The 16,433-nt window shown below is 70.4% G+C and carries 15 protein-coding genes and 1 riboswitch; of the genes, 8 read left to right on the forward strand and 7 right to left on the reverse strand.

Features of this window, described 5'->3' with window-relative positions; translation table 11 throughout:
- Positions 1 to 11: 11 nt before the first annotated feature.
- The 5 genes from LR948_RS10750 (at position 12) to LR948_RS10770 (ending at position 4,774) form a co-directional block, all read left to right on the forward strand.
- Positions 12 to 413 carry a MarR family winged helix-turn-helix transcriptional regulator gene (locus LR948_RS10750; RefSeq protein ID WP_232754140.1) on the forward strand — a complete coding sequence of 134 codons (402 nt, stop codon included), beginning with the start codon at positions 12 to 14 and terminating at the stop codon, positions 411 to 413.
- Entirely contained in the window at positions 410 to 1,210 is an 801-nt protein-coding gene (locus LR948_RS10755) for an enoyl-CoA hydratase family protein (protein ID WP_232754016.1), read from the forward strand. Before LR948_RS10750 ends, LR948_RS10755 begins: the two co-directional genes overlap by 4 nt.
- Entirely contained in the window at positions 1,210 to 2,364 is a 1,155-nt protein-coding gene (locus LR948_RS10760; protein ID WP_232754017.1) for an acyl-CoA dehydrogenase family protein, read from the forward strand. Before LR948_RS10755 ends, LR948_RS10760 begins: the two co-directional genes overlap by 1 nt.
- A gap of 45 nt (positions 2,365 to 2,409) precedes the next feature.
- Positions 2,410 to 4,047, forward strand: a complete 1,638-nt coding sequence (locus tag LR948_RS10765) for an AMP-binding protein (RefSeq protein WP_232754018.1) — start codon at positions 2,410 to 2,412, stop codon at positions 4,045 to 4,047.
- A 54-nt stretch (positions 4,048 to 4,101) separates the two neighbouring features.
- A riboswitch (FMN riboswitch) is annotated at positions 4,102 to 4,232 on the forward strand.
- Positions 4,233 to 4,297: 65 nt separating this feature from the next.
- On the forward strand, positions 4,298 to 4,774 hold the full coding sequence (locus LR948_RS10770; RefSeq protein ID WP_370634936.1) for a 6,7-dimethyl-8-ribityllumazine synthase: 477 nt from the start codon (positions 4,298 to 4,300) through the stop codon (positions 4,772 to 4,774).
- Positions 4,775 to 5,502: 728 nt separating this feature from the next.
- Here the strand turns inward: LR948_RS10770 and fba are convergent.
- Positions 5,503 to 6,543: a class II fructose-bisphosphate aldolase gene (gene fba, locus LR948_RS10775; protein ID WP_232754020.1), complete on the reverse strand. Its 1,041-nt coding sequence runs from the start codon at positions 6,541 to 6,543 to the stop codon at positions 5,503 to 5,505.
- A 10-nt stretch (positions 6,544 to 6,553) separates the two neighbouring features.
- Positions 6,554 to 7,543 carry a class 1 fructose-1,6-bisphosphatase gene (locus LR948_RS10780; RefSeq protein ID WP_232754021.1) on the reverse strand — a complete coding sequence of 330 codons (990 nt, stop codon included), beginning with the start codon at positions 7,541 to 7,543 and terminating at the stop codon, positions 6,554 to 6,556.
- A gap of 283 nt (positions 7,544 to 7,826) precedes the next feature.
- On the opposite strand from LR948_RS10780, the gene LR948_RS10785 reads away from it, so the two are divergent.
- Genes LR948_RS10785 through LR948_RS10795 form a run of 3 tightly spaced genes read left to right on the forward strand, consistent with a single transcriptional unit; the run spans position 7,827 to position 9,835 of the window.
- Positions 7,827 to 8,594: a DeoR/GlpR family DNA-binding transcription regulator gene (locus tag LR948_RS10785; RefSeq protein ID WP_232754022.1), complete on the forward strand. Its 768-nt coding sequence runs from the start codon at positions 7,827 to 7,829 to the stop codon at positions 8,592 to 8,594.
- A 2-nt stretch (positions 8,595 to 8,596) separates the two neighbouring features.
- Positions 8,597 to 9,361 carry a triose-phosphate isomerase gene (locus tag LR948_RS10790; RefSeq protein WP_232754023.1) on the forward strand — a complete coding sequence of 255 codons (765 nt, stop codon included), beginning with the start codon at positions 8,597 to 8,599 and terminating at the stop codon, positions 9,359 to 9,361.
- Positions 9,362 to 9,376: 15 nt separating this feature from the next.
- Positions 9,377 to 9,835 carry an RpiB/LacA/LacB family sugar-phosphate isomerase gene (locus LR948_RS10795; protein ID WP_232754024.1) on the forward strand — a complete coding sequence of 153 codons (459 nt, stop codon included), beginning with the start codon at positions 9,377 to 9,379 and terminating at the stop codon, positions 9,833 to 9,835.
- Positions 9,836 to 10,031: 196 nt separating this feature from the next.
- Here LR948_RS10795 and LR948_RS10800 read toward each other — a convergent pair whose 3' ends face one another.
- From LR948_RS10800 to LR948_RS10820, 5 genes are all read right to left on the reverse strand, one after another.
- Positions 10,032 to 11,696: a glycerol-3-phosphate dehydrogenase/oxidase gene (locus LR948_RS10800; RefSeq protein ID WP_232754025.1), complete on the reverse strand. Its 1,665-nt coding sequence runs from the start codon at positions 11,694 to 11,696 to the stop codon at positions 10,032 to 10,034.
- Positions 11,693 to 13,204: an FGGY-family carbohydrate kinase gene (locus LR948_RS10805; protein ID WP_232754026.1), complete on the reverse strand. Its 1,512-nt coding sequence runs from the start codon at positions 13,202 to 13,204 to the stop codon at positions 11,693 to 11,695. The genes LR948_RS10800 and LR948_RS10805 overlap by 4 nt, the downstream gene beginning before the upstream one ends.
- Positions 13,205 to 13,319: 115 nt before the next feature.
- Positions 13,320 to 14,165 (reverse strand): DeoR/GlpR family DNA-binding transcription regulator, encoded by an 846-nt coding sequence (locus tag LR948_RS10810; protein WP_232754027.1) that lies wholly within the window; start codon positions 14,163 to 14,165, stop codon positions 13,320 to 13,322.
- An 85-nt stretch (positions 14,166 to 14,250) separates the two neighbouring features.
- The gene (locus tag LR948_RS10815; RefSeq protein ID WP_232754028.1) at positions 14,251 to 15,216 is read right to left on the reverse strand and encodes a D-ribose ABC transporter substrate-binding protein; all 966 of its coding nucleotides are present in this window, start codon (positions 15,214 to 15,216) and stop codon (positions 14,251 to 14,253) included.
- 121 nt (positions 15,217 to 15,337) lie between these two features.
- Entirely contained in the window at positions 15,338 to 16,429 is a 1,092-nt protein-coding gene (locus LR948_RS10820) for an ABC transporter permease (RefSeq protein ID WP_232754029.1), read from the reverse strand.
- Between the last annotated feature and the right edge of the window lie 4 nt (positions 16,430 to 16,433).

Here is a 16,433-nt window from a genome sequence, read left to right on the forward strand (position 1 = left end):
TCTGGCTCAGGATGCTCAAGAGCACCCGCCGCGTCGAGGCCGTCCTGCGCGACCGGCTGCGCACCGAGTTCGACACCACCCTGCCCCGCTTCGACGTCATGGCCGCGCTCGCGCGCTACGAGGAGGGCCTGAAGATGAGCGCGCTTTCGGGCGTCCTTCGGGTCTCCAACGGCAATGTCACCGGCATCGTCGACCGGCTCGCCGAGGACGGGCTGGCGGTCCGGGTGCAGGTGCCCGGCGACCGCCGCGCCTCGCTGGTGCGGCTGACCCGCAAGGGCCAGGAGGAGTTCGCCCGCCAGGCCGTCGCCCACGAGGGCTGGGTCTCCGAGCTTCTGCAGGATTTCGACACCGAAGAGGCCGACAGCCTCTCGGACCGCTTCGAGGCCGTCAGCCACCGGGAGGAGACCAGATGAGAACCGACACCAGGCATTTCCGCTGCAGCGTGGAGAACGGCGTGGCGACGCTCTGCCTCGACCGGCCCGAGCGCAAGAACCCCCTGACCTTCGACAGCTACGCCGAGCTGCGCGACTGGTTCCGCGAACTGCATTACGACGACAGCGTGCGCGCGGTGGTCTTCGGCCCGAACGGCGGCAACTTCTGCTCGGGCGGCGACGTGCATGAGATCATCGGCCCCCTGACCGAGATGTCGATGAAGGAGCTTCTGGCCTTCACCCGGATGACCGGAGACCTCGTGAAGGCGATGATCAACTGCGGCACCCCGGTGATCGCCGCGGTCGACGGCATCTGCGCGGGCGCGGGCGCAATCATCGCCATGGCCTCGGACATGCGGATCGCCACGCCCGGCGCCAAGGTCGCCTTCCTTTTCACCCGCGTCGGCCTGGCGGGCTGCGACATGGGCGCCTGCGCCATGCTGCCCCGGATCATCGGCCAGGGCCGCGCGGCGGAGCTTCTTTATACCGGCCGCGCCATGTCGGCCGAGGAAGGCCAGGCCTGGGGCTTCTGGAACCAGGTGGTGCCCGAGGGTGAGCTCTCCGAGGCGGCGCAGAAGCTGGCCGGGAAAATCGCCGCGGGGCCGAACTTCGGGCATATGATGACCAAGACCATGCTGAACCAGGAATGGTCGATGTCGCTCGACCAGGCGATCGAGGCCGAGGCCCAGGCCCAGGCGATCTGCATGCAGACCCAGGACTTCACCCGCGCCTACAAGGCCTTCGTGGCCAAGGAAAAACCCGTCTTCGAGGGCGACTGATGGCCGACCGCAGCTACCTTGACTGGCCTTTCCTCGAGCCCCGGCACAAGGCCCGGGCCGGGGCGCTCGACACCTGGATGGCAGGCTACGGGCCCATCGACCACGCCGAGACCGACGCCGCCTGCCGCGACCTCGTGGCCCGGCTCGGCGCCGACGGCTGGCTCGAGGCCACCGCCGTGGACCCTGCCGATCCGCAGCCCTTGGACGTGCGCGGGCTCTGCCTCTCGCGCGAGACGCTGGCGCGCCACGACGGGCTGGCGGATTTCGCCTTCGCCATGCAGGGGCTCGGCACCGGGGCGATCTCGCTTTTCGGCACGCCCGAGCAGCAGGCCGAGTGGCTGCCGCTCACCCGTTCGGGCAAGGCGATCTCGGCCTTCGCGCTGACCGAGCCGCAATCGGGCTCGGATGTGGCCAATTCGACCATGACCGCGCGCGATGACGGCGACGCCTGGGTGCTCGACGGCGAGAAGACCTGGATCTCGAACGGCGGCATCGCGGATGTCTACACGCTCTTCGCCCGCACCGGCGAGGGGCCGGGGGCCAAGGGCCTCTCCGCCTTCGTGGTGCCCGCCGACACGCCCGGCCTCAGCATCGCCGAGCGGCTCGACACCATCGCGCCGCATCCGCTGGCGACCCTGCGCTTCGAGGGCGCGCGGCTGCCCAAGTCGGCGCTGATCGGCCAGCCCGGCCAGGGCTTCAAGATCGCCATGTCGGTGCTCGACGTCTTCCGCACCACGGTTGCCGCGGCCGCCCTGGGCTTCGCCCGCCGGGCGCTCGACGCGGCGCTGAACCGGGTCACCACCCGCGAGGTGCAGGGCCAGCCGCTCTCCGAGCTGCAGATGGTCCAGGGGCATATCGCCGAGATGGCGCTGCGCGTCGATGCGGCGGCGCTCCTGGTCTACCGCGCCGCCTGGGCCAAGGATCAGGGCGCGCCGCGGGTCAGCCGCGAGGCGGCCATGGCCAAGCTCTATGCCACCGACGAGGCGCAGAAGGTGATCGACGCCGCGGTCCAGCTGCACGGCGGCGACGGCGTGCGCTCGGGCGAGGTGGTCGAACGGCTCTACCGCGAGATCCGCGCGCTTCGGATCTACGAGGGCGCCTCGGACGTGCAGAAGGTCATCATCGCGCGGCAGACGCTCGGCGCCGGGGCCTGAGACGGCACGACAGGGCCCCGCGGGGCCGGCACAAGGGAGGGTAGAATGGCGGCACAAACGGCGGACGAGCTTCTGGGCCCCTCGGCCCATACCGACACTTTCGCGCGGGACAACCTGCCGCCGGTCGAGCAATGGCCGGACTTCCTGCTGGCGGGCTTCGACTACCCCGAGCGCATCAACGTCGGCGTCGAGCTGACCGACGCCATGGTCGCCCAGGGCCACGGCGACCGCACGGCGCTGATCGGCAACGGGCGGCGGCGCACCTACAAGGAGCTGACCGACTGGACCAACCGCCTGGCCCATGCGCTGGTCGAGGACCTGGGCGTGAAGCCCGGCAACCGGGTGCTGATCCGCTCGGCCAACAACCCCGCCATGGTCGCGGTCTGGCTCGCGGCCACCAAGGCCGGGGCGGTGGTGGTCAACACCATGCCGATGCTGCGCGCGGGCGAGCTCGCGAAGATCGTCGACAAGGCCGAGGTGACCTTCGCGCTCTGCGACACGAGGCTGATGGACGAGATCGTCACCTGCGCCAAGACCAGCGCGCATCTGAAGACCGTGGTGGGCTTCGACGGCACCTCGAACCACGACGCCGAGCTCGACCGCCTGGCGCTTCAGAAACCGGTGCAGTTCGAGGCGGTGCCGACGGGCCGCGACGACGTGGCGCTCCTGGGCTTCACCTCGGGCACCACCGGCGCGCCCAAGGCCACCATGCATTTCCACCGCGACATCCTGGCCATCGCCGATGGCTACGCGAAAGAGGTTCTGGGCGTCACCCCCGAGGACATCTTCGTGGGCTCCCCGCCCCTGGCCTTCACCTTCGGGCTGGGCGGGCTCGCGGTCTTTCCCCTGCGCTTCGGCGCGGCGGCGACGCTCCTCGAGAACGCCTCGCCGCCGAACATGATCGAGATCATCGAGACCTACCGCGCCACGGTCTCCTTCACCGCGCCCACCGCCTACCGGGTGATGCTGCGCGCCATGGAGGACGGGGCCGACCTTTCGAGCCTGCGCGCCGCGGTCTCGGCGGGCGAGACCCTGCCCGCGCCGGTCTACGAGGACTGGATCGCCAAGACCGGCAAGCCCATGCTCGACGGCATCGGCGCCACCGAGATGCTGCATATCTTCGTCACCAACCGCTTCGACGACCACCGCCCGGCCTGCACCGGCAGGCCGGTGACGGGCTACGAGGCCAAGGTCATCGACGAGGCGGGCGCCGAGGTGCCGCGCGGCACCGTCGGGCGGCTCGCGGTGCGCGGGCCCACCGGCTGCCGCTACCTCGCCGATCCGCGCCAGACCGATTACGTCAAGGACGGCTGGAATGTCACCGGAGACGCCTTCGTCATGGACGCCGACGGCTACCTGCATTTCGCCGCGCGCAACGACGACATGATCATCTCCTCGGGTTACAACATCGCCGGGCCCGAGGTGGAGGCGGCGCTCCTGTCGCATCCCGCCGTCGCCGAATGCGCCGTTGTCGGCCAGCCCGACGAGGAGCGCGGCGCTCTCGTCGAGGCCCATGTGGTCCTGGCCGAGGGCACAAGCGGCGACGACGCTCTGGTCAAGGCCTTGCAGGACCACGTGAAAGCCGAGATCGCGCCTTACAAGTATCCCCGCCGGGTGATCTTCACCGAGGCCCTGCCCAAGACCGAGACCGGCAAGATCCAGCGCTTCCGCCTGAAGGGTTGAGGCGCTCCTGCCCGCCCCGGCCTTTGACGCGCGGGGGGAAAGCCGCTATCTGAAGGCCATTCTCAGGGCGGGGTGCAATTCCCCACCGGCGGTGACAGCCCGCGAGCGCCATCCCTCGGGATGGGTCAGCAGATCCGGTGAAACTCCGGGGCCGACGGTGACAGTCCGGATGGGAGAGAATGACGCGCGCGGCTTTGGCCGTGCGCCTCTGACGCTCTGGGATCTTGTCATGTGGAAAGGAACCAGAGCTGTGACAAAATCCCCTACTTTCGCCTTCATCCGCGCGCGCTGGCACGCAGAGATCGTCGACCGCGCGCTCGTGGGCTTCGAGGCCCGGCTGGCCGCGCTCGACCCCGAGGCCCGGGTCGAGGTCTTCGACGTGCCCGGCGCCTTCGAGATGCCGCTCCTGGCGCGGAAGCTTGCCGAGACCGGTCGCTATCAGGCCGTGGCCGCCGCCGCGCTGGTGGTCGACGGCGGGATCTACCGGCATGATTTCGTGGCCAGCACCGTGGTCTCGGGCCTGATGCAGGCGCAGATGGACACCGGCGTGCCGGTTCTGTCGGTGTCGCTGACCCCGCATCACTTCCAGCCGACGGAGGAACACGAGGGCTTCTTCTCCGAGCATTTCGTGAAGAAGGGCGCCGAGGCGGCGGAGGCCGCGGTGTCGATCACCCGCCTGCACGCGGGGCTGGAGGCGACTCCGGCGGCGACGTCCGCGGCGGCGTGAGCGTGGCGCCGTCCGCGGCAGCGTGAGTGTGGCGCGGGCTGTGGGGTGAGGCGGGGACGTCTAGCTCCGGCTCCGCTTTGATGACGGGGTGCGGCGGGACCGCCGCGCCCTGCGCGACCGGAATTAAGGCCGGTGGCAGCGCCCTTTCCCACCGCTCACCGTCTGCAGTGAACCCGTGACGCCTTCCCCGGCTGCAAGCCCGTGCACCAGAGGGCGCGGGCCGGACCGGGGGTCGGCGCTGCTGCCCTCTGAGCGAGGCGCTTTATCCCGGCAAGGTCGGGGCTAGCGAAACGCTAAGCGCGCCACCCGAAGGAGCGCCGGCCCAAGGGGCCGGTCCGGCGCGCGCCCGGCACCTTCGATGCTATTCGGGCGCAAGAGGAGAGCCGTCCATAGCGGGGGTGCCAGGGAACCGGGTCAGGCAAAGCGCCTCCTGCAAAGACAGCGCCCTGCCGCCCTGTCGGCTAACACCGACAGAGGGCGCGCGGCGGACCGGGGGCCGGCGCTGCTGCCCTCCGAGCGAGGCGCTTTATCCCGGCAAGGTCGGGGCTAGCGAAACGCTAAGCGCGCCACCCGAAGGAGCGCCGGCCCATCGGGCCGGTCCGGCGCGCGCCCGGCACCTTCGGTGCTATTCGGGCGCAAGAAGGGTGCGGGTGGTGCGTAACGGTCAGGTCAGGCGCAGCGGGGCTGCTGCGAACACCTAAGGCGCCACCCCATAGCCCCACCCCCCCTCACGCCGCATACCGCCGCGCCATCTCCCGCACCGGCGTGCTGCGGATCGCGGCGGCGTGGCCGGCGGTGCCGAAGCCTGCGAAGCGGTCCTCGCAGAGCGCCCGCACCCCGGCCATGGCCGGCGCCATGTATTTCCGGGGATCGAACTCGCCCGGGGTCTCGCTCAGCGTCCGGCGCACCGCGGCGGTGATCGCCAGCCGGATGTCGGTGTCGATGTTCACCTTGCGCACCCCGTGGCGGATGCCGCGGCGGATCTCCTCGAGCGGCACCCCCCAGGTCGGGCGGATCTCGCCGCCATGGGCGTTGATCTCGGCGCAAAGGTCCTGCGGCACCGAGGACGAGCCATGCATCACCAGGTGGGTGTTCGGCAGCCGCTTGTGGATCGCCTCGATCACATCCATCGCCAGCACCTCGCCGTCGGGCGCGCGGGTGAACTTGTAGGCGCCGTGGCTGGTGCCCATGGCCACCGCCAGGGCATCCACCCCGGTGTCGGCGACGAAACGCGCCGCCTCGTCGGGGTCGGTCAGCAGCTGCTCCCGCTCGAGCTTCTCGGTCGCGCCATGGCCGTCCTCCTGGTCGCCCATCCCGGTCTCGAGCGAGCCGAGGACGCCCAGTTCCCCCTCGACCGAGACCCCGGCGGCATGGGCGATGCGCACCGCCTCGGCGGTGATCCGGGCGTTATAGGCGTAATCCGCGGGCGTCGTGCCGTCGGCCTTGAGCGAGCCGTCCATCATCACCGAGGTGAAGCCGTGCTGGATCGCGGTCACGCAGGTGGCGATGTCGTTGCCGTGGTCGAGATGCACGCAGACGGGGATATGCGGATACATCTCGGTCAGCCCGTCCAGGAGCTTCGACAGGATCAGGTCGTTGGCATAGGCGCGCGCGCCACGGCTCATCTGCAGGATCACCGGCGCGTCACAGGCATCCGCGGCGGCCATGATCGCCAGCCCCTGTTCCATGTTGGAGATGTTGAAGGCGGGCACGCCGTAGTCGTTCTCGGCGGCGTGATCGAGCAGTTGGCGCAGGGTGATGCGGGACATGAGGGTCTCCTTACTCGGTGAGATGGGCGTGCAGACGGGCAAGCTCGTCTCTCGCGCCGAAGAAAAGCGGGGTCTTGTCGTGGATCTCGGCGGGGCTGCGGTCGAGGATCGGCCCGGCACCGTCTGAGGCCGCACCCCCGGCCTGCTCCATCAGGAAGGCGATGGGGAAGGCCTCGTAGAGAAGCCGCAGGTGGCCCCGCTCATAGCCGGGGCGCGCGTCGGCGGGATAGAGGAAGACCCCGCCCTGGATCAGGATGCGGTGCAGGTCGCCCACCGCCGCCGCGATCCAGCGCATGTTCGTGTCACCCCCGCGCGGGCCCGTGACCCCGGCCCGGGCCTCATCCAGGTAGGCGCGCAGGCCGGGTGCCAGGTGACGCTCGTTCGAGGCGTTGTAGGCCAGCATCTTCGTTGTGGGCGGCACCTCGGCGCGGGAGCGGGTGAGCCGGAAGACCCCGTCGCGCGGATCGAGCGTGGCGAGGCTCACGCCGGCGCCGAGGCTCACGCCCAGGTCGGTGCTGTGCCCGAAGGAGACATAGCCCGCCGCGGCCATCTCGCGGCCCGGACGCAGGACGCTCTCGCCCTTGGGGAAGATGCCGAAGAGAAGGCCCAGCGGCGCGCCAATGCCGATGCTGCCGGAGCCGTCGATCGGGTCGATGACCACGTCCCATTCACCTGCCTCGTTGAGGGTGATCGGGGCTTCCGCCTCCTCCGAGACCACCCGCACGACGGAGGTGCGGGCAAGCGCGGCGATCATGTGGTCATGCGCGGCGAGGTCGAGCGCCTTCTGGCTGTCGCCACTGGCGTTCTGCCCGGTCTTGGCCGCCGGATCACCCGGCAGGCCCGCGAGCGCGAGGCGCAGCGCGATGGGCCGGGCGGCCTCGGCGATGGCCTGGACGATCTCGGCGAGGCCCGGCGCGCCCTGCCCTTCGAGGTGATCGGAAAGCGCGGGCGCGCGGGCCTCGGGGTCGTCGGTCGGGGTGAAGAGCGGGCCTTGGGTCATGCGGGCACCGTTTGGGGTGCTGCGGTGGTGAAGGTGGCGTGGCACGCGCAGTGCGCGCGGGTCGCTGCGGCCACGGGGGCCACGCGGAAGGCGCGGCCTTCCGGGGTCCGGCTGGGCAGCGCCCGGCGGTCAATGGGCATGGTGAGTCCCTCCTCGATCTCGGTGCAATGTTATATATCGCGTTATAAATCACAAGTTAAAATCACAAAGTCACATAAATTATGTTGCATCACACAGATTCGATGTTATCTTCAGAAACAACGCAGTAGCAGGAGGGCGCGCGGTGAAGCCTGAAGACCGCCGGCAGGAAATCGTGGAACTGCTTGTCGACCTGGGCTCGGCGAGCCTCGACGACCTGTCGCGCCAGTTCGGCGTCTCGAAGATGACCATCCACCGCGACCTCGACGAGCTCGAACAGGAGGGGCTGTTGCGCAAGATGCGCGGCGGCGCCACCATCGAGGCCTCGGGCCAGTTCGAGAGCGACTTCCGCTACCGCATGCGCAGCGCCGGCGAGGAGAAGCGCCAGATCGCCGAACGCGCGGCGCGCTTCCTCGAGCCGGGCATGAGCGTCATGGTCGACGACGGCTCGACCTCGCAGCAGATCCTTTCGGCGCTGATCGAGCTGCGCCCGCTCACGGTGATCACCAACAATCACGCCCTGATCGAGGGGCTGGCCGGCACCTCGGGCATCGAGCTGGTGGCGCTCGGCGGCACCTATTCGCGCAAGTTCAACGGCTTCTTCGGCGTGGTCACCCTGACCGCGCTGACCAACCTGCGGGCCGACGTGGCGCTTCTGTCGACCTCGGCCATCGACGGGCACACCGCCTTTCACCAGGACCAGGAGGTGCTCGAGGTCAAACGCCGGATGATCGCCTGTTCGGCGCGGAGCTACCTCATGGCCGATCACGGCAAGTTCGGGCGCACCGCGCTGCATTACGTCACCGACCTCGACGCCTTCGACGGCGTCGTCACCAGCAGCGCCCTGCCCGAGCCGCGCGCGGCGGCGCTGCGCGACCGCGGCATCGCGCTGCATTTCCACGAGGAGGGCTGAAGATGGCCGAAGCCGCAGGCCGCTGGATCGGCACGAGCTGGAAGATGAACAAGACCCTGGGCGAGGCGCTGCGCTTCGCCGAGGGGCTGCGCGGCGCGGCGCCTAACCCACGCATCCAGCGCTTCGTGATCCCGCCCTTCACCGCCCTGCGCGAGGTCAAATCGGCGCTGACCGAGACCGACGTCGCCGTCGGCGCGCAGAACATGCATTGGGACGACGCGGGTGCCTGGACCGGCGAGGTCTCGCCGCTCATGCTGACCGACTGCGGGCTCGACCTGGTGGAGCTGGGCCATTCCGAGCGCCGCACCCATTTCGGCGAGACCGACGAGACCGTCGGGCTGAAGACCGCCGCGGCACTGCGCCATGGCCTCACGCCGCTCATCTGCATCGGCGAGACCGCCGAGGAGAAAGCCGCCGGCGAGGCCGACGCGGTGCTGACCCGCCAGGTGGAAAGCTGCCTCGCCGGGCTGCCGCCCGAGCTGGCCGCGCGCCCGATCCTTCTGGCCTACGAGCCGGTCTGGGCCATCGGCGCCGGCGGCACGCCCGCGACGCCGGACTACGCCGAGGCCCGCCACGCCCATATCGCCGGGGTCGCCCGCGCCGCGCTCGGCCGCCATGTGCCCTGCCTCTACGGCGGCAGCGTGAACCCCGGCAATTGCGCCGAACTCATCGTCCGCGACCATGTCGACGGGCTCTTCATCGGGCGCTCGGCCTGGGAGGTCGAGGGCTACCTCGACATTCTCGACCGCTGCGCCCGCGTCATCTGAGGAAAGGACCCCACCATGAAACTCGCCATCGCAGGAGACAGCGCCGGCGCCCCGCTGGCCAAGGTTCTGGCCGAGCACCTGGGCGCCAAACAGGGCTTCGAGGTCGCCGAGCTTTCCGATCCGCCCGCGGGCGGCGAATATTACGCCAATCTCGCCGACCGGGTCTGCGCGCAGGTGCTCGACGGCACCTATGACCGCGCGATCCTCTGCTGCGGCACCGGGATCGGCGTCTGCCTCTCGGCCAACAAGGTGCCGGGCATCCGCGCCGCCCAGACCCATGACACCTATTCCGCCGGCAAGGCCGCGACCTCGAACAACGCGCAGGTGATCACCATGGGCTCGCGCGTCGTGGGGGCGGAACTGGCGAAGGACATCGCCGAGGCCTTCCTCGGCGCGGTCTTCGACCCCGAGGGCAAATCGGCCGGCAACGTCCAGGCGATCGACGCGCTCGACCGGAAGTATCACACGGCCTGAGCGGAGCGGCACGCGGGGCTTTGGCCGCGCGTGGCTGTCTTGGAGGAGAGTGAGAGACCCGGGGCGTTCGAGAGAGCGCCCCGGGTTTTCTTTTTTCACGTCATGGGGCGGGTTCGGAGCCTTACGTTGAGGCTTGCCGAGAGGGCTGAGCCCTAGAGCCCGCCGATCAGTCCGCCACCCGGCGCGAGCCCCCTCGTCAAAGCCGCACCCCGTGCCGCTCCTCCAACAGCCGCCGCGTCTCGGAGAGCTCGCCCTCCCGCCGTGCATCGTCCCAGCCCAGCGCCTCGCCCAGGATCCCGGCGATGGCCTCCAGGTCGCGCCCGGTGAGCCGCCCGGTGATCGCCAGCGTCGTCCGCCGCAGCACCACGTCGGCGAGGTGCACGACCTGTTCGTGCCGCGCGATCCAGTCGATCTCGCCCCGGGTGTAACCCGGGGCATCGGCCAGCGGCGCGGCCCCCGGCCCTTCGTGGCCCGCGATCCGCGCTGCCGTGGTGCCGTAGCGGTCGAGCAGCACCGCAAGGCGCGCCTCTTCGACACCGCTTTCCCGCGCGGCCTCGGCCAGCCAGGACGCCCGCGCCGCAGCGCCTTTCGGAAAGTCCCGCCCGCCGCCGATCGGCAGCTCGCGGGTGGAGCGCTCGCGCCCGCGCCCGAGGCGGGCCAGCACCGTGTCCGCGACCTCCTCCGAGAAGCCCCGGAAGGTCGTCCATTTGCCGCCCACCATGGAGAGGATCGGGAAGCGCCGCGCGCCCTCGGGTTCGGCCACCGGGGCGGAGTGATCGCGGCTGATCAGCCCCGGCGCGGTCCCGTCCGAGGCCGGCAACGGCCGGATGCCGCTGTAGCGCGCGACGATCTGACCCGCGTCGAAGCTGAGCCCCGGCAGGAGCCCCCGCAGGCTCTCGAGGAAATAGGCGGTCTCGGTCTCCTCGCAGCGCACCGCGTCGGGGTCCTCGGCGGGAATGTCGGTGGAGCCGACCAGCGCCCGCCCGAGGTAGTCGAAGACCAGGCAGATGCGCCCGTCGTCGGCCTCGAAATAGATCATCCGGCCCGCGAGCTGGCGCACCAGCTCGGGGTGGTCGAGCAGGATATGCGAGCCCTTGGTGCCGCCGATCAGCTTCGAGGGGGCGCCCATCAGCGCGTTGACCTTGTCGATCCAGGGGCCCGCGGCATTGACCACCACGCGCGGGCGGGTGGTCAGGCTGCCGCCGTCCGGCAGATCGAAGCTCAGCGCCGCGCCGTCGCCGGGGCGCAGCGCGGTGGCGTTCAGCGCCCTTGAGCGGGGGTTGGCGGCGGAGCCCTCGGCCACAAGCTCCCAGACCAGCCGCTCGGGCGCGGTCACGGAGGCGTCGTAATAGGTGCCGGCGGCGACGATCCGGGGCGTCAGCGCGGGCAGCTTCTCCAGCGCCCGGCCCCGGCGCCAGAGCGCGTGGCGCGGCATGACCCGGGCGCGACGGCCGTAGAAGTCGTAGAGCGCGAGGCCGATCTTCACCAGGAGCGCGCCCCGGCTGCGCGGCGCCTGCTTGGCCCCGAAAAAGGTCCGGAGCGCCGCGCCGATGCCGCGCGTCCAGGAGAAGATCGGGATCACCGTGGGCAGCGGATGCACCAGGTGCGGGGCGTTGCGCAGCAGCAGGTTCCGCTCCAGCGTCGATTGCGCCACCAGGCCGAACTCGCCGGTCTCGAGGTATTTCAGCCCGCCGTGGATCAGCCGCGAAGGCGCGGCGCTGCTGCCCGAGCCGAAGTCGCCCTTGTCGACCAGCAGGCAGTCGACGCCCTGGGCGCAGAGGTCGCGGTAAAGCCCCGCGCCATTCACCCCGGCCCCGAGGATCACCACCTCGTAGTCGCCTGTCTCCGGCGTCGCGCTCATGTCTTGTCCTCATGCTCGCTCAGGGCTTCGATCTTCTCCCAGACCGGGGTCAGCGCCGCTGCGGCCTCGGTGTAGAGCGCGTAGCGCGCGGCATAGGCCGCGACGCGGTCGGGGTCTGGGGTATGCGCGGTCTCCAGCGCGGAAAGGTCGCGCGGGTCGTCGAAGGGGCTCTCCCAAAGCCCCGCCGCCGCGCCCGCGCAGAGCGCCGCCCCCCAGGCCGCCGCCTCGCCGGTGGCCGAGGTCAGGACCGGCAGGCCGGTCACATCGGCCATGAGCTGGGCGAAATCGGGATTGCGCGAGACGCCGCCGGTGAGCCTCAGGCGGTCGAAGGCGAACCCCTCGCCCAGGGCGTCGATATGATGGCGGTGGTTGAAGGCGATGCCTTCGAGCACCGCGCGCAGAAGGTCGCCGCGCCCGTGCCAGCCGCGCAGGCCCAGGAACCCGCCGCTCGGCCCGCCGCCCTGCGGGCTGCCGTAGAGATAGGGATGGAAGATCGGCCCGCCGGGCGTCGGCGCCGTGGTCCGCATCTCGGCGGCCAGCGCGGCGTGATCCGGTGCGGCCTCCCCGTCGCGGCAGAGCGTCTCGGCGAACCAGTCGTAATTGGTGGTCGAGGCCGGAGAGATCGACATGGCGTTCCAGGTGCCCGGCGCGATGCCGTTGCGGCAGAACCAGCGCGCGTCCCGGTGCGGGCTGTCGCAGATCACCTGGTTGATCGAATAGGTCCCGGCGACCACATCCGCGGCGCCCGCCCGCTGCCCGCCGATGCCCAGCGCCGAGGCGGTCACGTCGTGCAGCCCCGCCGCGACCGGCGTGCCCGGACGCAATCCGCAGCGCCGGGCGGCGGCCTCGGTCACATGGCCGACCACCGCGTCGACGGGGCTCGCGGGCGGCAGCGCGGACCAGAGCGCCTCGAGCCCGTAAAGCGCCAGCGCCTCGGGGGTGTAGTCCTGGGTCTCGAGCGCGGTGAAGGCGGTGCTGGCCTCGGTCCGGTCGGTGCCGATCTCACCGGTCAGGCAGAAGCGCAGCCAGTCCTTGCAGGAGAGGATATGCCCGATGCGGGCGAAGCGGTCGGGCTCCTCCCGGGCGATCCAGGCCAGGAGCGCCGAGGGGGCCGAGGCATGCGGCACCTGCCCGGTCAGCGCCAGCGCGCGGTCGGAGATGCCCTCGGCGCGCCAGGCCGCGACCTGCGGCTCGGCGCGGCTGTCGAGGGAGAGGATCGCGGGGCCGAGCGGGGCCTTGTCGCGGTCGAGAAGGTAGAGCCCGTCGCCATGGGCGGTGGCGGCGATGGCCGCGACCTCGCCGGGGTCGATGCGGGCCTCGGCGATCACCTCCGAGATGGCCTCGGCGGTGGCCGCCCAGAGCGCGTCCATGTCGCGTTCGACGTGGCGCGGGCGCGGCACGTCGCGGGGCACGCGGCGGCGGGCGACCGCCAGCTCGCGGCCGTCATCCGAGAACAGCACCGCCTTGGTGACGGTCAGGCCGCTGTCGAGGCCGATCAGGCAGGCCATGGCGCGCCCTTTCGCGGTTGGGGGTCGGTTGGGGATCTGCGGGACGGCTCGGGACGGGCGAGCCCCACGCGGCCAGCCTCAACCGTCCTCTCGCCCCGCCCGGGCGTGGCGCGGCTCATGCCCGGCGCAGCGGGGCGACGACCACCTCGGCCCCGCCGGCGCGGATGCGCTCGAGGTGGAAGGCCGGGGTCTTCTCGTCGACGATCACCGCGTCGAAGTCGCGCAGCGCCACCAGCCCGTGCAGGGCGCGGCGCTCGAACTTGGTGTGATCGGCCAGGAGGATCCGCCGCTTGGCCGAGTCGAACATCGCGCGCTTGGTGTCGACCATCTCGGGCGACTGGTGAAAGACGATGTCGTCGATGATCGCCGAGATCGACATGAAAAGCGTATCGGCCCGAAGCCGCCCGATCTCGTTGGTGGTCATCCGCCCCATGAAGGCGTGGCACCACTTGTGAAACTGCCCACCGAGCCCCAGGAGCGTCACGTCCCGCACATCGCTGAGCTCGGTCATCAAGCGCAGCGAATTGGTGATCACCGTGAGCGGCGTCTTCGCCGCCAGCAGCGGCGCCATCTGGCCCACGGTGGTGCTGTCGTCCATGAAGATTGCCTGCCCCGGCTCCACGAACTCGAGCGCGGCGGCGGCGATGGCGGCCTTCTCCTCGGACTGGCGCACGGCGCGGTAGACGTCGCTGGCCTCGATCAGGCTGGTCGGCGCCGCCGAGACGATGCCGCGGGTCTTCCGCAGGAGCCCGCGCTCGGCCAGGTCGTCGAGGTCGCGGTGGGCGGTCATCAGGGAAATGTCGTAGCGCGCCGCAAGATCCTCGATGCGCATGGTGCCGGCCTCCATCACCGCCTCGGCGATCATCTGGCGGCGGGCGAGCTGGCGCGCCTGGCGGCTGTCGCCGGGCACCTCCTCGGCCATCAGCTGGTCGATCGCTGCGGGATCTTTTCGGTCGGTCATCACATGCTCGGGTCCAAGCGGTGCGGAGGGGGGGATCCGGCGGGCCCGGGAGAGAGGGCCCGCCGGTGCCAGCGCTAGGGCGCGCTTAGCCCGCCATGCCTTCCAGGGTGAAGGGGGCGGTGTATTGATCGACGTTGTCCGGGGTGATCAGCACGCAGTCGAAGAGCTGCTTCTCGGTGTCGACCATCGGCTCGCCGTTCTTGATGTAGTAATCGGCCTGCTTGACCGCCTCGGCGGAGAAGACCGCCACCGGCTGCAGCACCGAATAGGCCATCTCGCCGGCCTTGATCGCCTCGACCGCGTCGGGCGAGCCGTCGAAGCCGCCGACGGTGACATTCTCGAGCTTGCCGGCTTCCTTGAGCGCCGCGATCGCGCCCAGCGCCATCTCGTCGTTGCCCGAGATCACCGCGTCGATGTCGGGGTTGGCCTGCAGCATGGACTGCATCTTGTTGTAGCCCTGGGTGCGGTCCCAGTTGGCCACTTCCTCGGCCACCTTCTCGAGGTCGGGATACTGGCTCAGCACGGTCTCATAACCGTTCGAGCGGGTCGCGGCGTTGTTGTCGGCGGGGTTGCCGAAGAACTCCACGTAGGTGGCGCTGTCGCCCACCGTCTGCACCCACTGCTGCGCGCCGAGTGCGGCACCCTGGGCGTTGTTCGACACGAGCTGCGCGATGGCGATGCCGCTTTCGTTGATCTCGGCGTTGACGAGGAACACCGGGATGTCGGCGGCCACGGCCTTCTTCACCGCGCCGATCGAGCCGTCGGCATTGGCGGGATCGAGGATGATCGCCTTGGCCTGGTTGGTGATCGCCGTGTCGATCAGGTTCGACTCGGTGTTGGTGTCGCCCTTGTGGGCCGAGACATTGGCCTTGTAGCCCAGCTCTTCGGCGGTGGCCTTGGCGACCTCGCCCTCGGTGAACCAATAGGGGTTCGAGGGATCGGTGACGATGATCGAGATCAGCCCCTGGTCCTGCGCGAAGGCGGCGCCGGAGAACAGCGGGGCCGCGGCCAGGGCGGCGCCCATCAAGAGGCTCTTTCTGCGGGTAAACATGTGGTCTCACTCCCTTGGTCTTATGTGCCGGTAGGGCACGGTTGGTGCCGGGTCCCCGGCGGTGGTGAAGCTGCCGGCGGACCGGCTTCGTGGACGCGGCGCGGTGGCCGGGGGGCGGGCCTCAGGCCTTGCCCCCGGCGCGCGGCGCGCTCTTGGCGGCGGCGGGCTTCTTTTTCTTGCCGCCGCTGTACTGGATCGAGTTCAGAAGCACGGCGAGGACGATGACCGCGCCGGTGAAGACGGTCTGCCAGTAGGAAGACACGCCGATGATCACGAGCCCGTCCGAGAGGAAGCCGATCACGAAGGCCCCGAGCAGCGTGCCGCGCACGCCCCCGCGCCCGCCGGTCAGCGCCGCCCCGCCGATCACCACCGTGGCGATGGCGGTCAGCTCGTAGGTGGTGCCCGCGGTCGGCCCGGCCGAGGTGAGCTGCGAACTCAGCACGAGCCCCGCGATGGCCGCGCAGATGCCCGAGAGGACATAGACCGTGACCTGCACCCGCTTGACCGGCACGCCCGAGAGCTCCGCCGCGCGGGCGTTGCCGCCGGTCGAATAGATCCAGCGCCCCAGCGCCGAGCGGTTCAGCATCAGGCTGCAGAGGATCGCCACCAGCACCATGACGATGACGCCGATCGGCACGCCCCAGAGCCGGTTGAAGCCCAGCCAGTCGAAGCCGGTGTTGCCCAGCGCGGGCTCGCCCGCGAGGTCGTTCATGGTCAGGCCGTTGGTCAGAAGCAGCGCCACGCCGCGGGCGACGTAGAGAAGGCCCAGGGTCGCGACGAAGGCCGGCACCTTGAAGAAGGCGATCAGCACGCCGTTGATCAGCCCCACGAAGGCGCCCACCGCGCAGGTCATGATCACCACGACCCAGACCGGCGGATAGAGGATCACCCCCGCCCATTCGATGGTGATGCCCTGCATCAGGAAGCCCGCGCAGACGCCCGCGAGCGCCAGGGTCGAGCCGACCGAGAGGTCGATGCCCCCGGTCAGGATCACCAGCATCATGCCGATGCCGAGGATCCCGAAGATCGCCACGTGGCTCGACATGATCAGGAAGTTGTTGGTCGAGAAATAGACCGGCGACAGGATCGAGAAGACGATGATGATCGCCACGAGCGCGAAGAAGGCGCGGCCTTCGAGCAGGGCGCGGCCGAGGCTGAAGTCCTCTCCGAAGAGGCCGCCGCGTTTCGCCGTGGATGCGGGCATGTCGGTCATGAGG

Source organism: Roseivivax sp. GX 12232 (genome assembly GCF_021272185.1).
Lineage (GTDB): Bacteria > Pseudomonadota > Alphaproteobacteria > Rhodobacterales > Rhodobacteraceae > Roseivivax.